Genomic DNA, 16,659 nt, shown 5'->3' with positions numbered 1-16,659 from the left:
TAAGGTTCCGTCCGAATTGGAGGAAGATCGATGCGGGAGAAGCGCCGGAGATTCAGCCCGGAGTTCAAGTCTGAGGCGGTTCGACTTGTGGTCGACACCTCGCGTCCTGTCGCTGAGGTTGCCCGCGAGATAGGCGTGCACGAAGGCACTCTCGGGAACTGGGTCAACAAGTATCGCGCCGAGCATGCCAGCGACGAGCCACCGTTGACTATGCCAGAGCGAGCACGCCTGCGGGAACTCGAGCGCGAGAACCGGGAATTGCGCATGAAAACCGAGTTCCTGGGAAAGGCAGCGGCCTTTTTCGCCCAGGAGTATCGGTGAGCGAGAAGTACTCGTTCATCGAGGCGGAGAAGGCGCACTACCCCATTCAGACAATGTGCGGCTGGTTGCGTGTGTCGACCTCAGGTTTCTACTCCTGGCGAGACCGGCCTGCCTCACACACGGCGATCCGTCGCGCACGACTGGGCGCGCTCGTCCAGGCGATCTTCGAGGAGTCGGACGGGACGTATGGCTATCGGCGGGTCCACGCGGCCCTGGCCCGCCAGGGCGAGGTATGCGGACCGGAGATGGTCCGCGACCTCATGTCTGAGCTGGATCTGGTCACCTGCCAGCCACGACCGTGGCGTCCGACCACGACCCAAGCCGGCGAGGGCGCCGCGAGCATCCCCGACTTGGTGGGTCGCGACTTCACCGCCGACGCGCCGGGCAAGAAGCTCGTCGGTGATATCACGTACCTGCCGACATGGCAGGGGTTCTGTTACCTGGCAACCGTGATCGACTGCTGCACCAAAGAATGCATCGGCTACGCGATCGCCGAGCATATGCGCGCCGAACTCGTCATCGACGCGCTCCGCATGGCCTCCCGAAACTACGACCTAGAAAGCGAAGCGATTTTCCATAGCGATCACGGATCCCAATATCTGAGCCAGGCCTTCGCCGAGGCGGCGGCTCAACTCGACATTCGACAATCAGTCGGCCGAGTAGGCTCATGTTTCGACAATGCCCTCGCCGAATCGTTCAACGCCACTCTGAAGGTGGAGCGCGTCAACCGCACCGCCTACCCTACAAGAGAACACGCCCGAAAGGATGTAACCCGATACATCGAGTTCCGCTATAATCTCAAGCGTCTCCACTCGGCGCTGGCCTACCGAACTCCACGAGAGGCCTACAACGAGTACCAAAATCAGCGGCAAGCGGCATAACAACACGAATAATAGCTATCCGAAAAACGCGGGGCAGCCCAGACACCCAGCACGGTCCGCTCCAGTGAGCCAGCACGTGTAGCGGAAGGCGTCCTGGCCACCTTCCAGTGTGAATCCGGTCCCGGTCCAGGTAGCCGCCACGGTCGTCGTGGGTGGGCGGCGACCGTCAGCAGCACTGTTCGACGCGATCGATGCGGCGGCGCCCCCGGCGATCAACCCGAGGACGCCCTCGGCGGTCATCCATGCCAGCGAGAACCTGAACAGCGAGAACGCCTGCTCATACACTTCCTGCCACGCTCCTTAACGACACCCCGAGTCCGGTGGTTTCGTGGGGAATTGGGGCTTGAATGCTGGGCGGTCGAGGCGGGGGGAGTGGCCGCCCACCCGAGCAACCGGTCAATACCGCCAGCACGAGCATCAGTGTCGCCGGCGGTGCGCAATGCAGCATTGACCGGATCGGCGACCCCGCCGAGGGCACTTGGTGTGCCACACCGCGTCAGCGCCGCTGTGCGTGGCGGTCCCTGTGAGGCGTGAGTTCCTCAGGATCTCGGCGCGAGAGGGCACGGCGGTTCTTCACGTGGCGTGTGGGACTGTCAACGGCAACTGAATCTTGAGCAGTTGTCGGCAAGGCGGTCTCTACTGAGCGTCGCAACACTTCCTCGCTCGTTTGGAGGTCGTGTTGTCTTCGACGCGTCGTGTTAAGAAGGGGCCCGGTCGGCGCCCCCAGTCGGCTAAGCGCCGGCGGTTCATGGAGTTGCGTGCTCGCGGGTGGAGCATCTGCGCCGCAGCCCGAGAGGTCGGTGCGTCCCGCACGTCCGGGATGAACTGGTCGCGCGGCTACAAGACCTACCGCAACGGTCTGGTGGCCGGGTTCGTCCCGGCGCTGGACCGTCTCGCCGTGCGGGAGATCAGCGCCCGCTACCTGTCCCAGGACGAACGGATCGAAATCGCTGATCTGTGCCATGCCGGTGTGAGCGTCCGAGGCATCGCCGAGCGGATCGGCCGGTCACCGTCGACGATCTCGCGGGAGCTGCGTCGCAACGGTCGCAAGGACGGCGGTTACCGTCCGTTCGACGCACACCGCCGGGCCGTTGGCCGCCGGGCCCGCCACCGCCGCGGGCGTCTGCAGACAAACACCGTGCTGCGGCAGCTGGTGGACGAGCTGCTCAGGCAGCGATGGAGTCCGCAGCAAATCGCTCGGCATCTACGCGCCCGTTACGCGGACGAGCCAGGTATGCGCTTGTGTCACGAGAGCATCTACCAGGCGATTTACCAGCCCGGCTTCCGACTTGTGCGTCCGCCGAAGGTGGCGCCTGTGCACCGTTCACCGCTGCGGACCGGGCGTGATCACCGCCGAGCCCATCAGCGCCCCGCGCAACGGCGCCCTCGGTTCGCTCAGCCAATGCGCTCGATCCATCAGCGGCCGTTTCCTCCGACCGACCGAACCGAGGCAGGCCACTGGGAGGGCGACGTGATCGTCGGCAAGGACCAAGGCTCGTCGATCGGCACACTGGTGGAGCGCACCACCAGGATGATCCGACTGCTGCATCTTCCTCAGCGCGACTCTCAAACGCTGCATGACGCGCTCGCACAGCGACTGGGCGACCTGCCCCCTTGGCTGCTGCGCTCTATCACCTGGGATCAGGGCACCGAGATGGCCCGCCACAACGACATCACAGCCACGCTGTCGATCCCGATCTACTTCTGCGATCCGCACGCGCCCTGGCAACGGGGGTCGAACGAGACCGCCAACGGCCTGCTGCGCCAGTACTTTCCGAAGGGGACCGACCTATCCGCCCACACACCCGAGCACCTGCGCGCAGTCGAGGACGAGATCAACAGACGCCCACGAGTGGTCCTCAACGACCGTGCTCCAGCTGACCTTTTCGCGGAGTTGCTAACCTCGCCGAACCAGCCAGTGTTGCGACGTTGACTAGAACCGGCCATGCCACGCCCTGTTCAGTTTTCACGTGCCGTCGACATGGGACGTCGCGCATCCCGCCCAGCGCGACGTAGCTATCAACGATTCATCGCCATCGATAGCCCGTCCGGCTGCCGTACGCGGTCGTGTAGTGATGCTGACAGGATCGAGCTTGACCGCTCTATTGAGCAGGGAAGAAGAGGATCTGAAAGACGTGTGGGCAACGATCAGCCAGGCATTGGTCATGTGCGCTGTTACCAACATCGGCGACATCCCCGCTCAGTCTCGGTCTGCGCGCGGCCTGGCGCACCTGGCGCGAAACCCGGCGCTCAGACGACGAGGACGCAACACCGGCCGGGAGCGGCGGGGCCGGCGTGCTCACGGTCGCGGCGGTCACGCTCGCCAATGGAAGGGACAATATCGGGGTCTACATGCCGGTGTTCGCCGCCGGGACCGCCTCGTTGACCGTCTTCGCGGCGGTTTCCCTGGTCCCTGGTGGCCCTGTGGTGCGCCCTGGGTTGGTTCTTCGCGACCCGCCCGCTGATCGCCCGAGCACTGTCGCGTTGGGGTCACCTGTTGCTACCCGGAGTGGTCATCGGGATCGGGATCATCATCCTGGTCAAAGGCCACGCGCGGCTTGTAACCGGGCCGCGCGGCACACCATCAACGGTGACCTGCACATACATAACCTGATCCCCTTGCCCATTGATCCCGCACGCGAGGCCTGTGACCTCGCCAGCGCGAGTGTCCCTCGTCAAAGGACAGCCCGCGCGGACACGCTCAGTGCTCGGGCTACGGTGGGCTCGGTGAAAAGGCAAGGACTCCCCAGCAAGCTCTCGGTACTGCGTGACCGCCGATGGGTCGCCATCGCCATGGTCCTGGGAGTCCTGCTCTGCGGCGGACTGTGGATCACCCTGGCCCACTCCGGCGGCGGCGCGTCCGAATCCCAGACCGCCGCACCCGCGACGCCCGCGAGCCCACCACCGCTTCCGCCGCCTGGGATCGCTCTGTCCGGCTGGAAGCTGAGCCTGCCCGAGGCAAACGACAAAGGTGATGCCGCCTCGATCGAACCGGCGGCCTTCAAAGAGCCGTGGATGACCGCCCTCCCCGACGGTGGGTTGATGTTCTGGGCACCCACCTCCGGGGCGACCACCAAGAACTCCACCCACCCGCGCACCGAGCTGCAGAGCCTCCACTACTTCAGCGCCGGCACCGGGGTCCACACCCTGGCCGCCTCGCTGACTCTGCTGCAGCTACCCCAAGACGGCGGGGGCATCATCCTGGGCCAGATCCACGGGGCCGGCCCGATCAGTTCCGTCCCGTACGTGATGCTGCGCGTGCAGGACAACAAGCTGCGGGTCGTGGTCAAGCAGGTCGGCAAAGGCAAAAAGCTGATCAACTACCCGCTGCTGGACAACGTCGGGCTCAATAACCAACTCGATTACACCATCACCGACCTGGGCAACGGCAGCATGACCTTCTCCGCCACCTACAACGGCCAAACCCGCCAGAGCACCGCACCCGTCCCCACCAAGTTCCTAGGCAAGACGGTCCGCTTCCAGGCTGGCGACTACCAGCAAGCCAACAGCTCTAGCGGACCCCAGGACGGCGGCCGGGTCGTCTTCCACCGCCTCGCCCAACAATCCACCAACCCCTGACGTCAACCCATGACAGACGCACACCAGTGGGCTTCCCCTCGTAACGTGGAGACTGGACCGTTCCCGATCTTGTAGACAGCCGGTCGTAGACTGCCGCTGATCGCAGCGGAGGTACTCGCGTGGCGACACGCCGACACTTCACCCAGGAGTACAAGGACCAGGCCGTTAGCCTCGTGCTCAATTCCGGCCGCACTATCGCTGAGGTAGCGAAAAGTATCGGCGTCCACGAGATGACGTTGGGTAAATGGGTGAAGTCAGCAAGAGAGTCCGGTCGCACTCCTGACAAGGACTTGTCCGAGTCTGAACGTGCCGAACTGATACGGCTACGTAAAGAGATCGCCATTGTGAAGATGGAGCGGGACTTCGCAAAAAAAGTTGCCACCTGGTTCGCGAAGGAACAGCCGTGAAATACGCGGCGATCGCGGACTGGGCAACCGATGAGCAGTTTTCGGTTACGTTCATGTGCGACCAGCTCGGAGTGATCCGGCAGGGCTACTACCGATGGCTGACCTCAGGGCCGTGCCAGCGCGAACGCACCGACGCCGAGCTCACCGAGACCATCCGCGAGATCCACCAAGACCTGCACGGCCACCCCGGGGTGCGCCGGGTCTGGGCTGAGCTGGTCGTGCGCGGCGTGCGGACCGCTCCCAAGCGGGTCTGGCGCCTGATGCGTGCCGCCGGCCTGCAAGGACGCCACCCCCGAGCCTGGAAGAAGACCACCGTCGCAGGTCTACGCCCTATCGACGCCCCAGACCTGATCGGCCAGGACTTCACTGCCGACGCACCCGACACCCGCTGGTGTGGCGACATTACCTACGTCCAGACAGTCGACGGCTGGGTCTACACCGCGACTGTGATCGACCTGCACTCCCGCAAAGTGGTGGGCTACGCCGTCGCCGATCACCTGCGCACCAGCCTCATCGTCGAGGCCCTCGCCGCGGCACTGGTCACCCGTAAACCCCTGGCCGGGGTCATATTCCACAGCGACCGAGGCTGTCAATATACGTCCCGAGAATTCGCTAACTTCTGCACCGAGAACGGCGTACAGCGCTCAATGGGTCGGCGCGCTACTTGTTTCGACAACGCGGTCGCCGAATCATTCTTCGCAACCTACAAGAAAGAACTCATCCACACCCGGCCATGGAGCGGTGCGACCGAAGTACAACAACAGACATTCCTCTGGATCGAAAGCTACTACAACCGCCGCAGGCGACACTCCACACTCGCCTACTTGACACCCATCGAATACGAGCTAGGGTTCAGAAAACTTACCGAACTGGCAGCCTAAACCAGTGTCAATGAAATCGGGAACAGTCCAGACATCGCCTTAGAGGAGGTGGGGGCGATGGCGGAGTCACGGCGGAAGTTTGACGCTTCTATGTGTGTCAAGACCGTTTGATGTGGGTTCCTCCTGTCGTGTGAGCTGGCGCGGCCAGGGCCGTTCGGGCGCTGATTCATAGGCTGGGTGCAGCGACGGTGGCGGGAGCCATCGCGGTGGTGAGGGTGCGGAAGAGCTGGCGGGCGATGTAGCGCTTGATGCAGCGCCGGATCTCCCTGGGGGTCTTGCCTTCGGTGGTGCGCCGGGCCACGTAGGCCTGGGTGGCGGGGTCGCTGCGGATCCTGGTGTTGGCGATGACGTGGATGGCCCTGTTGAGCGCTCGGTCGCCACCCCGGTTGAGTCGATGGCGCACGGTGCGCCCGCTGGAGGCCTCGATCGGGCTGGTGCCGGCGAGGGCGGCGTACGCGGCGTCGTTACGGCACCGCCCGGGGTGGGAGAACGAGACGATCGCTTGCGCGCCGGTGACCGGCCCGATCCCACACCGGTCAGTTAGCGCTGGAACGAGGTCGTTGACGATCGCGGCTAGCTCAGCCTTGTTGGCCGTCAGCGCCCGGGCGGCCTCGCGTAGTGCGAGGGCCAGGCGGCGGATCTCGGCGTGACGCACGGCCTGGGCTCGACTGGCCTCCCGAGGTTGGCGACGTTTCACCAGCTCAGACAACATGGCGGCGGTGAGTTTCCCGCAGGCGAGACGACGGTCAGCGTCGCCCCCATCTCGCAATAACGCCTTGAGACGGTTGGTCTGCGCGGTGCTGGTGGTGGTCAGATCCTCCCGCGCGCACAGCAGGATACGCAGGGCCTCCCGGTCTCCGTCCGCGCGTGGGGTGGGCAGCTTGTTCACCTCGAGGCCGAGAGCGAACAGCACCGCCAGATGCGCGTCGATCGGGTCGGACTTGCCCTTGCCTCGGCGGGTCTTGCGGCGGGGTTGCTCGGCCTCGATCACCGGTAGCCCGACGGCGGCCGCGGCGCGGCCCAGCCCGACGCCGTAGCTACGGGTCCCCTCGATCGAGACCACCAGCCTCGGTCCAGGAGCATGGTCGAACACCCAAGCCAACGCCTCGGCATGGCCGGCGTTGTGGTTGCCGAACGAGGCGGTGGCGATCACCGCGCCGCTGGGGTAAGCGATCTCGAGCTGGTTAGTGTCGCGGTGGGTATCGGCACCGATGACTGCATCGGTGACTTCTGAGAGCATTACCACTGGCCGAGGGCCCTTCCAGGGGTTGCGGTCAACGTCGGCACCGGCCTGGATGAGGGTCACCGTGGTGGCAGATCTGTGACGGGTCACGCTCGCGCGGACATGCTTCTAATCAAGCCAACTGGTGGGGCCAGGCTGGTGCCGGCAACCACGACCGACAGGTCAAACGAAGGGCACGCTGAAGCGGCCAGATCAGGATTGAGTCACGTCGGGTCACCGGCACCGAGCCTGGTGGTTCTCCATCCAGGAGTACCGCAACGACACTCACAGATCAGGATTTCAAGGAGGGCGCGGTCCGGTTGGTCCGCGAGACCGGGCGCCCGATCGCGCAGATCGCGAAGGACCTGGGGATCAACCCGGGCACGCTGGCCAACTGGGTGGCTTTGGACCGTCAGGCCAAGGACGGTAACGGTCGACTCGGCGAGGACGAGCGGATCGAGTTGGCCCGGCTGCGGCGGGAGAACGCCGAGCTGGCGATGGAGCGTGATGATGCCCCTATGTTTGTCAAGCGGCGTGGTGGAGTGATCTCGGGCCACTTTCCGGCTCGATGATGATCTGGTAGACCTCGCGGGCGATGTAGCGCTTCAAACAGCGGATGATCTCGCGTTTGGACAGTCCTTCGGCGATGCGACGTTGCACGTAGGCGCGGGTGCGGGGGCACCAGCGCAGCCGAGTGATCACGATCATGTAGAGCGCGGAATTCGCCTTCCGGTTGCCGCCGCGGTTGAGCCGGCGCCGGTTGGTCTTGCCCGAGGAGGCCTCGACCGGGCTGGTGCCGCACAGCGCGGCGAAGGAGCCCTCGTGGGTCATCCGTTCCGGGTTGTCCCCGGCGGCGATGAGCAGCTCGGCGGCGCAGTCTGGGCCGATCCCGATCTGCCCCAGCAGCTTGGGGGCGCGCCGGTGGACGGCCCGAGCAAGCTTGCCGTCGAGCTCGGCGATCTCCGCGGAGAGGGCCTGGATGCGCTGGGCCAGCAACCGCAGCGTGTAGAACGTCGCGCCGGCGAGGTCGGTGGTGGCCGGGACGGTCAGGGCGGCGCAGTGGCGCACCAGCGCTTTGGTGCTCAGGGCGGCCAGCTCATCGCGGAGCTCAGGGTCGGCACCGATCAGCACGCTCTGGAGTTGGTTGATCGTCTGGGTGCGTGACTTGATCGCCGAGGACTTGGCCAGCTTGAACAGCCGCAACATCTCCACGTCCCCGTCGCTGCTCTTCGCGGTCGCCGTGGCCTGACCGGAGAGCACCGCGCGGGCGGCGGCCTCGGCATCGATCGTGTCGGTCTTGCCGCGACGGCGCCGAGTGGCTCGGTCGGGTTTGTTGACCTCGATCACCGCGATGCCGCCGGTGGCACGCAGGTGCCGGGCCAGGGCCTTGCCATATGAGCCGGTGCACTCCACCCCGGCCCGGCGCAGGGCCCCGAACCCGCGCGCCCAGCCCAGCAGGGACTCGTAGCCGCCCGCGGTGGTCGGAAAACTGCGCCTGCCCAGCACCACACCGAGCAGGCTGATCACGACTGCGGCGTGCACGTCTTTGTGGGTGTCGATCCCGAGGATCACCTCTTCGCCGGCATTGGTCTGGTCGGGCTGGTTGGGCTGGGGCATGCTGGGCACCGGTCGTTCGTCTCCTGGCAGTGTGGGGAGCGGATTGGCCGTCACCGGGCCGGTGCGGTGCGGTCAGGACTGTGACGGTGCCCTGTTCGCGGCAAGGCCCCTATCGGGACACGCACCCGCCGGCCCGGTGGCAGCAAGCACCGCCGCGACCGGCAGGCCGACCGATCATCACCAAGGCACCGCGGCCAGTCTCAAGCCGGGTCAGACCCACGGTCGCGGCGGTACCTGATCATCCTCACAGTGCTCAAGCGCTCGGTGGCCCTCTGGGTCAAGGACGCGACGGGTCGGCGGTAGTCGTGGCCGGGTTCATCGCGGCCCAGAGGGCCGAACACGGGGTTCCGCACGCGGTGGCGTGCCGGGCGTTGGGGGTGTCGCAGGCCTGGTTCTACAAGTGGCGCCACGGCGACGCCTCGCCCCGGCGAGCGCGGCGGCGGGCGCAGGCCGTGCTGGTAGCGGCGTTGTTCGCCCAACACCGGGGCACCTACGGCGCACCGAGGATCACCGCGGATCTACGCGACATGGGCTGGCGGGTCTCCCAGAACACCGTCGCGGAGCTCATGGCCGAGCAAGGGTTGCGGGCCAGGGCGAAACATCACCGGCGGGGCACCACCCGCCCGGGCAAGGGCCGCTGGCGCGCCCCGGACCTGGTCAAACGGGACTTCACCGCACGGCGGATCAACCAGCGCTGGTTCGGTGACGGCACCGAGATCGACACCGCCGAAGGCAAACTGCAACTGGCCAGCGTGCTGGACGTGTGCTCGCGGCGCATCGTCGGGTTCGCCTTGAGCGAGCACCACGATGCCGAGCTGGCCTACGGGTCGTTGGCGATGGCGGTCGCGGTGCGCGGCGGGCAAGTGGCCGAGGTGGTATTGCACACCGACCAGGGCAGCGAATACACCGCCGGGATGTTCCGCGCGGCCTGTATACGACTGGGCATCCGCCAATCAATGGGCCGGCCGGGATCGGCGCTGGACAACGCGGTCATCGAGTCGTGGCACTCCACCCTGGAGTTCGAGCTGCGCTCGTGCGAAGAATTCCCGACCAAGGCAGCCGCTCGGCGGCGGGTCGCGGCCTGGATCGATGAGTACAACCGCACCCGACGGCACTCCTCCGTCGGGATGATCTCCCCGATCGACTACGAGCTGGCCCAACCCGACGACCCTGCCACCGAGGTGGCCTGAGCGAGATGCTCACCCACAAGCACAACCACAACCACAACGGAGGCGGCTGTGAGCTTCTCCCCTGAGCACGGACACCCGACCTGAGGTGGCTTCGGCCACCAGGAAGGATGTTGTCGTGCCGCCTCCTCACCCTCCCGAGTTCCGTCGTCGTGCCATCGAGTTGGCCCGTGAGCGGTCCAAGTCATTCGCTGAGTTGGCGAAGGATCTGCGTATTTCCGAGTCGTGCCTGCGGAACTGGGTGGCCCAAGCCGAGGTCGACGAATCAGGCAGCGCGACACAGCTGACGAGCGCCGAGAAGAAGGAGCTCGCCGAGCTTCGCCGGGATAAGCGTCGCCTGGAAGTCGAGGTTGAGATCCTCAAGCGGGCGGCCGCGTACTTTGCCCGGGAGAATGTTCTCCCAAAGTAGTATTCCCGCTGGTCCGTGAACTCGCCGACGACAACATTGATGTCGCGGTGACCTGCAGGGTGCTCAATGTGTCGAGATCCGGCTACTACGACTGGCTCGGTCGTCTCGATTCGCCACGTGTCCAGGAGAACGAGTTGCTGCTCAAACAGATCCGCCAGATTCACCACGAGTCCCGCGGAACCTACGGTTCACCGCGCGTGCACGCCGAGTTGACGATCGGTCTCGGACTGCCGGTGAACCTCAAGCGGGTCGCCCGACTGATGCGCGAGGCCGGCATCCAGGGCCTCTACCGGCGACGACGCCACGGCTGCACCGTCCGCGACCCCGACGCCCCAGCCAGCACCGACCTCGTCAACCGCCAGTTCGTCGCCGACGAACCGAACCGCCTATGGGTAACCGACATCACCGAACACCACACCGAAGAAGGGAAAATCTACTGCGCCGCGGTACTCGACGCCTATTCCAGAGTGATCGTCGGCTGGTCCATCGCCGACCACATGCGCACCGAACTCGTCACCGACGCGCTCGGCATGGCCATCATCCGCCGACGACCCGCAAAGGAAGGCGCCGACGGTCAGACCGTGCTGCACTCCGACCACGGCTCACAATTCACTTCATGGGCCTTCGGGAAACGGCTCCGCGAGGCCGGACTGCTCGCCTCAATGGGCACAATCGGCGATTGTTACGATAATGCGATGATGGAATCGTTCTGGGGAACGATGCAACTGGAACTACTCGACTCGAAACAGTGGCAGACCCGCGACGAGCTTGCCAACGCGGTATTCGAATGGATAGAGTGCTGGTACAACCCCAACAGGCGCCATTCCAGCATCGGAATGCACAGCCCGATCACCTTCGAGACCCTCCGCACCCGGTCAGACCAGGAACGCTGACCCCACACCGGAGGTGTCCGTGCCTCGGGGGGAAGCTCAGCTGCGCCGCCGCTGAATCCCATTACGCGCCGCGCAGGATACGGGGACCGCACCTCCAACCTCAAGGGTCGCTGACGCGATCGCTGCCGCGACGGCCTACGGCCGCCCTTGACCTCGGAGCCTCGACGGCCCCCAACCGGCGCACAGCGCGGGCAGGCCAGCGCCTGCCCGACTGGCACGCGACGCGAACGACACAACCCAACTACAAGATCACACCAACTGAAGTCTCTACGGTTTCAGGGGATTGCCACTTGCCCACGATATAGAAACATGTGTTCCCCTGAGTCAATCATTCTGGGCGGGCTCGGGACTGTTCGATCTTCGGTGTTTTCGGCCTGACGCGCCGGGCTGAGGTCCGGCGGGATGGGCACGGAGTGTGATGACAGTTGACGCCTGTGACAACGCGGACGTCGAAGACGAAGGCCAGCAAGCCGGCGAGTGCTCAGGAGCAGCTGGTTGCGGCGATGGTGGCGCAAGCGCAGGAACAGGGGCTGGCGTTGACCGGCCCGGACGGGCTGCTCAAGCAGCTGACTAAGACGGTCCTGGAGACCGCGTTAACCGCGGAGATCACTGAGCACCTCGGCCACTCGAAACACGGTGATCAGCCGGGTCGTGAGGGCACGAACGTGCGCAACGGCAGCCGCATCAAAACGGTGATCTCGGATGCGGTCGGTCCGGTCCAGGTGGCGGTGCCACGGGATCGTGAGGGCACGTTTGAGCCGGTGATCGTGAAAAAGCGGCAGCGGCGACTCGGCAGTGTTGATGAGATCGTGTTGTCGTTGTATGCGAAAGGTTTGACGACGGGCGAGATTTCCGCCGTTGCAGGGCCTGGACCTGGGACTTCTCATCGATCGAGAGCGCCACGGCCTTGTCCGGCGGGTATAGATACAGCCCGACGACGTCGCGGACCTTCGCTTCTAATTGCGGGTCGGTGGAGAACTTGAACGTCTCGGCCCGCCAGGGCTGGATACCGAAGCGGCGCCACAACCTGCTGATCGAGTCGTGCGAGACCCGCGTTCCGCGCCGGCGTAGCCAGTCGGCGAGGATCCGGCTCGACCAGTGCGTGACACCCAACTCCGCCGGTGGTCTGGTCAGGGTCGCGGTCAGGATCTCATCACGCACCTCGTCGGTGACCGTTGTGCGCGGCGGCGGCTTGCGAGGCCGCTCAGCCAGACCGGCCAGGCCTTCCTGGGCGAATCTCCGGCGCCACAGCACCACCGTCGGCTCTGAACAGTTGACCCGCTCGGCGATCTCCGGGCCGGTCAAACCCTCGCTGGATAACAGCACGATCCGCGCCCGAGCCACGTCACGAGCCAGCGCGCCGCGATCCCGGACCCGACGTTCCAGTTCCGCCCGCTCAACCTCCGACACAGCCAGAACGTGCACCCGATTCGGCATGCATCAGTGTCCCACCGTTCAGCAGAACACTAAAGCCGGACACGCGTCATAACACTAGGTAGTGCGGTTCGGGTCCGCCGCGACGACGTCGACCCGCTAGCTGAGTAATGGTCTGAACAGTCTTGCCGCGAGGGCTTCGGCTTGGTTCTGGTTGACGATCTGGCTTGAGACTTGGTGGTGAGCGGTGGTCCAGGTCTTCGCCGACATTTCGTCGGTGAAGAAATTGAGGTAGCTACAGCAGGTGCTGATTGATGGCCTGTTCCCGGCGGTGGCCCTTGAATTCCACTGCGCCGGGTGGCTGCCAGCTGTTGCGTCCCTCCGTCGTTATGACGGTCACTCGCTGGCCGGTGGTCGCGTCGGTGGAGTCGATTCGGGTGTCCACGCCGAGCAACGGGGCGACCCCGAGGGCGTTGATGGCACACATCGCGTAGACCTGAGCCTGGTGGCGATCTGGACTGCCCGAACCCGCTGTGACCGCGGCCAGGGCGGTTGCCGATGGCGGTCCTGCGGTGGTGGTGAAGGCGCCCAGGATCGCCTGGTGTACCGGTTTCTCGACTGGTTCCAGCGGTGACGCTCGCGTCCGCCAGGCGCTCAGCAGCGCATCCGGCTGGGCGGGCTCAGTCTGGGGGCGTGGATTCGCAGGTGGAGTGGTTCCGACGGCGGCGAGCGCGGCGCGCAGTTGAGCGATGGACGGTGCTCGTGCTGGGTTGCCGTATTCGTCGCGGTATATCCGGCATGCCACTACGTGGTCGTGCTGGTCGGCCGTTCTGAAGGGGTCGATGCCACTGATCAGCAAGGTCGTGAGCCGACCATGCCGGCCACTGCGGCATCAGTCCGATGGCGCGGGCCTGGGCGGCCGGTTCCGCGGCGGCGACGATTTGTGGGTCAGTCCGGTGAGGTTCACGGTTTCCGAGCTCGTAGTCGTGCGGGCGTCGCTGGCTTGCGGGAAGTCATCCAGGATCGCGCCCAGGGTGTGCGCGTCGGCGACCAAGCCTGTCCATCTCGACGTGCACCGAGCCGGGTTCGGCCCAGCTGCGCAGGGTGCGTCGGAGAAGTTGTGCGCGGGTGCTCAGCACAGTGAGCGGGGTGCGAAGTGGGGTTGACCCGCCGTGACGGACATCCACGATCTGTGGCTTCGGCCTGGAGAGGATGCCCATCATGGAGACCATGGCGAGGAAGAAGCCGCGGCCGCGTCGTTCGTTCACGCCGGAGTTCAAGTCCGACATCGTCGAGCGGTGCCGCGCCGGGGACCGCACGGTCGGCCAGGTAGCGAAGGACTTCGACCTGACCGAGACCGCGGTGCGGGAGTGGGTCAAGCAGGCCGAACGCGACGAGGGCAGCCGCGTTGACGGGGGTTTGACCAGCAGCGAACGCGAGGAACTCGCGGCTCTGCGCCGGGACAACCGCCGGCTGCGTGAGGACGTGGAGATCCTCAAGCGGGCGACGGCTTTCTTCGCGTCAATGTCATGATCTTGGTCGTCCGGTGGGGTTCGCTCGTTTCTTCGCTGCCTCGCGGTTCGATGGCGATGGCTTGTCCTCGATGTGCGGCTCCGCCGGGCGCCCAGGACGCGTGGAGCGTGGCTTCATAGGAGCCTGCTACTGAGCCGAATTGAGGCGTGCCCGCTCCGCGCGGTTCTGGGATTGCTTGCTTCCGGTTCGGCGTGAGGAGTTCCCCCGCATGGTCATGATCGGCACCGATTCCCATAAGCGCACCCACACCGTCGTCGCGGTCGATGCCGTGGGTCGGCGCCTGGGGGTGAAGACCGTCCGCACCAACAGCGATGGCCATTTGGAGCTGGTCCGCTGGTCGGTCCAGTTCGACGAGGTCAGCTTCGCGCTGGAGGACTGCCGCCATCTCACCCGTCGTTTGGAGGCCGATCTACTGGTCGCGGGGTGTCGAGTGATTCGTGTTCCGACCAAGCTGATGGCTGGGGCTCGCCGCGCGGCGAGGGAGCCGGGCAAGTCCGATCCGATCGATGCTGAAGCGGTCGCCCTGGCCGCCCTGCGGCACCCGGATCTTCCGGTCGCGGAACTCGACGGCCCCGCTCGGGAAGTGAAGCTGCTGTCCGACCATCGTCACGACCTGGTCGTGCAGCGCACCCGGATCGCCTCACAGATCCGCTGGTACCTGCATGAACTCGACCCCGATCTGCTGATTCCGTCACGTGGGTTGCGTCGTCATTGCGTCGTCGCGCGGCTGCGCGTAGAGCTGGACCGCGTCGACGGGGTGGTCGCTCGCCTGACCCGCAACCTGCTGGCCCGCTGCGACGAGCTCAACCGGCAGATCAACGCCCTCGAGGTCGAACTACGCGACCTCGTGCGTCGGATCGCTCCCAGCTTGCTGTCGATCCCAGGATGCGGTGTGTTGTCCGCGGCGGTGATGATCGGAGAGACCGCCGGGGTGCACCGCTTCCGCGACAAGGACGCGTTCGCCCGCTTCACCGGCACCGCGCCCGTGCCTGTCTGGTCCGGCGCCAGCGCGGGCAAGGTCCGGCTCAACCGCGGCGGCAACCGGACCATGAACTGCGCCCTGCACATGATCGCCATCACCCAAGCCCGTGGCATCGGCGCCGGCGCGGCCTACCTCGCCAAACAACACGCCCGCGGCAAGGACAAGACCGCGGCGCTGCGCCTGCTGCGGCGACGGCTCTCCGACACCGTCTTCAGCGCCCTGCGGACCGACCAGCTCGCCGCCGCCCCAGCCTCGATAGTGACCGCGCTGGCCGCCTGAACGACGAGGCGCTTGACATAGGAGCATCAAGGAGACCCGGTGAACGTCTACCCGTTCATCGAGGCGGAGAAGCAGCGCAGCGCTACCGACGGGGCTGGTGGCGGGAACGTTGCCCGCGCGTGTGGGCTGCTGAAGGTCTCCAGGTCCGCCTACTACGCCCACGCCGCCGCGCTCGCCGCTGGAGGGACCGCGCGTCAACGCGAGGATGCCGAACTGACTGTGTGGATCACCGAGATCCACGCTGACTCCGATGGCTCCTACGGGGCGCCGCGCGCACACGCCGAGCTCGCCGGACAGGGCCACCGGCACGGCCGTAAGCGGATCGCCCGGCTGATGCGCGCGGCCGGACTGCGCGGGCGCACCCCGCGCCGGTGGCGCAAGACCACCATCGCTGACCCGGCCGCACCGACGCGCCCGGACCTGATCGAGCGGGACTTCACCCCCAACGCCTTCGGCCTCGATCAGCGCTGGTGCGGCGACATCACCTACATCCGCACCTGGCAAGGGTGGCTGTATCTGGCCACCGTCATCGACATCGCCTCACGCCGCGTCATCGGCTGGGCCACCGCTGATCACCTGCGCACCGACCTGGTCGAGCAGGCCTTGCGCAACGCGGTCACCGCCCGCCGCCCCGCTGCCGGGGTGATCTTCCACTCTGATCGCGGCTGTCAGTACACCTCGGCCCAGCTCGCCGGCACCGCGACCGAGTTGGGCGTGCGGCTCTCGGTCGGGCGCACCGGGCAATGCTGGGACAACGCCCTGGCCGAGTCGTTCTTCGCCACCATCAAGGGCGAGCTACTCGAACATCGATCCTGGCCCACACACGCCGCCGCGCGCGCCGCGATCTTCGACTTCATTGAAGGGTGGTACAACATCAGACCAGGCACTCCGCCCTGGGCTACCTCAGCCCGGCCGCCTACGAAAACACCGCCGCCACCCACGCGGCCTGACCGACACAACCACCGTGTCCGTCAAAGCGGGTCAACTCCAATTGCCAGGGTTGAGGACGGAGTCGCGGTTCCCGGGCGCCGTCGACGACAGGGGTCTCGCAGGTGCCATAACGTACACCTGAGGACCGCACTGGCCAGCTACGT

At 65.9% G+C, this 16,659-nt stretch carries 13 protein-coding genes and 4 pseudogenes; 13 read left to right on the top strand and 4 right to left on the bottom strand.

Features of this window, described 5'->3' with window-relative positions; translation table 11 throughout:
• Nucleotides 1-30: 30 nt before the first annotated feature.
• The 5 genes from ACTXG6_RS33375 (at nucleotide 31) to ACTXG6_RS33355 (ending at nucleotide 6,069) form a co-directional block, all read left to right on the top strand.
• Nucleotides 31-1,202 (top strand): IS3 family transposase gene (locus ACTXG6_RS33375; RefSeq protein ID WP_445183371.1). Its coding sequence is split into 2 segments (ribosomal slippage): nucleotides 31-295 and nucleotides 295-1,202, totalling 1,173 coding nucleotides; the frame shifts between segments, so codons are not numbered across the junction.
• An 820-nt stretch (nucleotides 1,203-2,022) separates the two neighbouring features.
• Nucleotides 2,023-3,135, top strand: coding sequence for an IS30 family transposase (locus tag ACTXG6_RS33370; RefSeq protein ID WP_445183370.1), 1,113 nt, complete (start codon nucleotides 2,023-2,025; stop codon nucleotides 3,133-3,135).
• Between the two features lie 794 nt (nucleotides 3,136-3,929).
• Nucleotides 3,930-4,781 carry a polysaccharide lyase family 7 protein gene (locus ACTXG6_RS33365; RefSeq protein ID WP_445183369.1) on the top strand — a complete coding sequence of 284 codons (852 nt, stop codon included), beginning with the start codon at nucleotides 3,930-3,932 and terminating at the stop codon, nucleotides 4,779-4,781.
• A gap of 119 nt (nucleotides 4,782-4,900) precedes the next feature.
• Nucleotides 4,901-5,188 (top strand): transposase, encoded by a 288-nt coding sequence (locus ACTXG6_RS33360; RefSeq protein ID WP_445183284.1) that lies wholly within the window; start codon nucleotides 4,901-4,903, stop codon nucleotides 5,186-5,188.
• Complete coding sequence (locus ACTXG6_RS33355) at nucleotides 5,185-6,069, top strand: IS3 family transposase (protein ID WP_445183283.1); 885 nt, start codon at nucleotides 5,185-5,187, stop codon at nucleotides 6,067-6,069. Before ACTXG6_RS33360 ends, ACTXG6_RS33355 begins: the two co-directional genes overlap by 4 nt.
• A gap of 166 nt (nucleotides 6,070-6,235) precedes the next feature.
• Here ACTXG6_RS33355 and ACTXG6_RS33350 read toward each other — a convergent pair whose 3' ends face one another.
• Nucleotides 6,236-7,309 (bottom strand): IS110 family transposase, encoded by a 1,074-nt coding sequence (locus tag ACTXG6_RS33350; RefSeq protein WP_445183368.1) that lies wholly within the window; start codon nucleotides 7,307-7,309, stop codon nucleotides 6,236-6,238.
• Nucleotides 7,310-7,503: 194 nt separating this feature from the next.
• Here ACTXG6_RS33350 and ACTXG6_RS33345 point away from each other — a divergent pair, with 194 nt between their 5' ends.
• The gene (locus tag ACTXG6_RS33345; RefSeq protein WP_445190160.1) at nucleotides 7,504-7,863 is read left to right on the top strand and encodes a transposase; all 360 of its coding nucleotides are present in this window, start codon (nucleotides 7,504-7,506) and stop codon (nucleotides 7,861-7,863) included.
• On the opposite strand, the gene ACTXG6_RS33340 is transcribed toward ACTXG6_RS33345, so the two are convergent.
• The gene (locus ACTXG6_RS33340) at nucleotides 7,817-8,908 is read right to left on the bottom strand and encodes an IS110 family transposase (RefSeq protein WP_445183367.1); all 1,092 of its coding nucleotides are present in this window, start codon (nucleotides 8,906-8,908) and stop codon (nucleotides 7,817-7,819) included. The two genes, ACTXG6_RS33345 and ACTXG6_RS33340, sit on opposite strands and share 47 nt — an antisense overlap.
• 305 nt (nucleotides 8,909-9,213) lie before the next feature.
• Between ACTXG6_RS33340 and ACTXG6_RS33335 the strand changes: the two genes are divergently transcribed.
• From ACTXG6_RS33335 to ACTXG6_RS33320, 4 genes and pseudogenes are all read left to right on the top strand, one after another.
• A complete protein-coding gene (locus ACTXG6_RS33335) occupies nucleotides 9,214-10,098 on the top strand; it encodes an IS3 family transposase (RefSeq protein WP_445183366.1) in 885 nt (294 codons plus the stop codon).
• 115 nt (nucleotides 10,099-10,213) lie between these two features.
• Nucleotides 10,214-10,504, top strand: a complete 291-nt coding sequence (locus tag ACTXG6_RS33330; protein ID WP_445183365.1) for a transposase — start codon at nucleotides 10,214-10,216, stop codon at nucleotides 10,502-10,504.
• 47 nt (nucleotides 10,505-10,551) lie between these two features.
• Nucleotides 10,552-11,397 carry an IS3 family transposase gene (locus ACTXG6_RS33325; RefSeq protein ID WP_445183364.1) on the top strand — a complete coding sequence of 282 codons (846 nt, stop codon included), beginning with the start codon at nucleotides 10,552-10,554 and terminating at the stop codon, nucleotides 11,395-11,397.
• Nucleotides 11,398-11,900: 503 nt separating this feature from the next.
• A pseudogene (locus tag ACTXG6_RS33320) lies at nucleotides 11,901-12,254 on the top strand (transposase); the annotation flags it as partial.
• Here ACTXG6_RS33320 and ACTXG6_RS33315 read toward each other — a convergent pair.
• Nucleotides 12,250-12,834, bottom strand: a pseudogene (locus ACTXG6_RS33315) (IS630 family transposase); the annotation flags it as partial. The pseudogenes ACTXG6_RS33320 and ACTXG6_RS33315 overlap by 5 nt on opposite strands.
• A 96-nt stretch (nucleotides 12,835-12,930) precedes the next feature.
• Nucleotides 12,931-13,258 (bottom strand): annotated as a pseudogene (merB, locus tag ACTXG6_RS33310) (organomercurial lyase).
• Between the two features lie 734 nt (nucleotides 13,259-13,992).
• On the opposite strand from merB, the gene ACTXG6_RS33305 reads away from it, so the two are divergent.
• The 3 genes and pseudogenes from ACTXG6_RS33305 to ACTXG6_RS33295 form a co-directional block, all read left to right on the top strand.
• Nucleotides 13,993-14,304, top strand: coding sequence for a transposase (locus ACTXG6_RS33305; RefSeq protein ID WP_445183363.1), 312 nt, complete (start codon nucleotides 13,993-13,995; stop codon nucleotides 14,302-14,304).
• 208 nt (nucleotides 14,305-14,512) lie between these two features.
• Nucleotides 14,513-15,565, top strand: a complete 1,053-nt coding sequence (locus ACTXG6_RS33300) for an IS110 family transposase (RefSeq protein ID WP_445183362.1) — start codon at nucleotides 14,513-14,515, stop codon at nucleotides 15,563-15,565.
• A 39-nt stretch (nucleotides 15,566-15,604) separates the two neighbouring features.
• Nucleotides 15,605-16,378, top strand: a pseudogene (locus tag ACTXG6_RS33295) (IS3 family transposase); the annotation flags it as partial.
• Nucleotides 16,379-16,659 lie beyond the last annotated feature (281 nt).

The organism is Pseudonocardia sp. Cha107L01, from assembly GCF_052566575.1.
This window is presented reverse-complemented; position numbering and strand designations above follow the sequence as displayed.

Bases quoted from the DNA above. Each gene is read 5' to 3' on its own strand.
- ACTXG6_RS33370 (WP_445183370.1), top strand. From the start codon at position 2,023: ATGAACTGGTCGCGCGGCTACAAGACCTACCGCAACGGTCTGGTGGCC.
- ACTXG6_RS33350 (WP_445183368.1), bottom strand. From the start codon at position 7,309: ATGCTCTCAGAAGTCACCGATGCAGTCATCGGTGCCGATACCCACCGC.
- ACTXG6_RS33340 (WP_445183367.1), bottom strand. From the start codon at position 8,908: ATGCCCCAGCCCAACCAGCCCGACCAGACCAATGCCGGCGAAGAGGTG.
- ACTXG6_RS33305 (WP_445183363.1), top strand. From the start codon at position 13,993: ATGGAGACCATGGCGAGGAAGAAGCCGCGGCCGCGTCGTTCGTTCACG.
- ACTXG6_RS33300 (WP_445183362.1), top strand. From the start codon at position 14,513: ATGGTCATGATCGGCACCGATTCCCATAAGCGCACCCACACCGTCGTC.